This window comes from Bizionia gelidisalsuginis (assembly GCF_008086185.1).
GTDB classification, from domain to species: Bacteria; Bacteroidota; Bacteroidia; order Flavobacteriales; family Flavobacteriaceae; genus Bizionia; species Bizionia saleffrena.
Map to the genome: position 1 here is coordinate 1 of NZ_VSKN01000064.1, position 1,684 is coordinate 1,684.

1 protein-coding gene is annotated in these 1,684 nt (G+C 35.6%); it reads right to left on the reverse strand.

Features of this window, described 5'->3' with window-relative positions:
- Window positions 1-322: 322 nt before the first annotated feature.
- Window positions 323-994 carry a hypothetical protein gene (locus ES677_RS15035; RefSeq protein ID WP_148381701.1) on the reverse strand — a complete coding sequence of 224 codons (672 nt, stop codon included), beginning with the start codon at window positions 992-994 and terminating at the stop codon, window positions 323-325.
- Window positions 995-1,684: the final 690 nt, after the last annotated feature.

The window sequence follows — 1,684 nt, forward strand, 5'->3', positions numbered from 1 at the left end:
ATTACCTGGGGAGATCTCCAAAGTTACGAGTTGGCCTATTGGAGAAGTCAGCAGAAGTCATAGTACTTAAGGGAAACGAGGTGGGAGAAAAAGCCCATAGGACTCACAATTAAGGAAGGACGGAACAACGTTCTCTATTACATTCGCATAGGAGCAAATTTTTGTAGCCTATGCTTAAAATAGTAGGTAGCTTCAATTGGTGTAAAGAGCAATTGTTGAGATGAACGTTGAACCGCCGTATACGAGACCCGTACGTACGGTGGTGTGAGAGGCGCACTGGCAATCATTCGATTGTCAGCCGTCTACTCGATTGTGCATAGTATTATTGAAAGTCAGCTGAATTTATTTCTACCTCAAATTCATATAATTCCGTTGTATTATTTAATGGTATAACAATATTATAGTTTAAAGTTGAACTGTTTTCTCTTATTTGAAAATTAATTGCATTTTCAACATTTTTATCTGCCCAAATTCTTCTAACTGAATTTTGCGATGAAGGAGGTATTGGGGCAATTTGCCTTTCGGGAAATTGTTTGTAAATATTTATTTCTTGACTTATATTATCAGTAGTAATGATTCTTAAATCAATAGGGTAAAGTTTTAAAGCTTCAAAAATAAATTCCTCTTGTCCACCTACATTTTCATCTTGAATAAATTCCTCCAAGTTTGGAATGTGAACATTCTCGGTATAATCAAGTTGGATTGAATATTTATTTCCATTGCCAGTTGTATTAAATGGCAGAATAAAATTTCCATTCATATCAGTAGTAGTCGAATCTATATATCCTTTAAAAATATAATTCGTTCCAGCGAAAGTTCCTTGAGTGCTAAATTCCGCTAATTTTACTTTTTCATTAACAATTGGTATGTCATTAGTCGAATCATAAATTTTTCCAAATACTAATGTTTCAATATTAGCAGGAATCGGTTCTTTTTCGCAACTTATAAAAAGAAGCGAAAAAAAGCTTAAAATTAAAATCAAATTTTTCTTCATAGCAGTATTTTTATATTATGCACAACGTTGTTGTATAAGATTAGTTGCGTGTTTTAGGCAGTGAATTTAGTAAATAAAACACGAACCAAGAAAGTCCGTTTGGACTTTCGTAAATTGGCAAAAAGCCAGCAATTAATTTTATACGGTGTGTGTGCCCAGTATGGGCATCTTTAACTTACAGCAAAGTAAGTAATTAATCTAGAGGGTGCAAGTCCCTTATGCGCTGGGGTAACGCCTAGAAGCATTAGTAAGTCGCAAGGGTGGTAACTGCAAAGTTACATCTGAAGAAAGCGAGACTACAAAACTCGGTACTGACGAACAGAAACCGTATACAGAGGCCTATTTATTCGGGTAAGCAACCACATCATTGCAACGCCCAAAGAGTATCAAAAGGGTAAGTAGGTAGATACGGCAGGGATTGAGTGAAAGAAGATGTCATTACCTGGGGAGATCTCCAAAGTTACGAGTTGGCCTATTGGAGAAGTCAGCAGAAGTCATAGTACTTAAGGGAAACGAGGTGGGAGAAAAAGCCCATAGGACTCACAATTAAGGAAGGACGGAACTGTTTTGACCCCTATAAAACAAGAGTATTATTCTAAATTTCGATTATTAATTAAGCTGTTAAATTTCTCATTATTATTAGATGTTTATCCTGGTTCCATTTTTCCATTGGTGTAATACGTCCTAAAA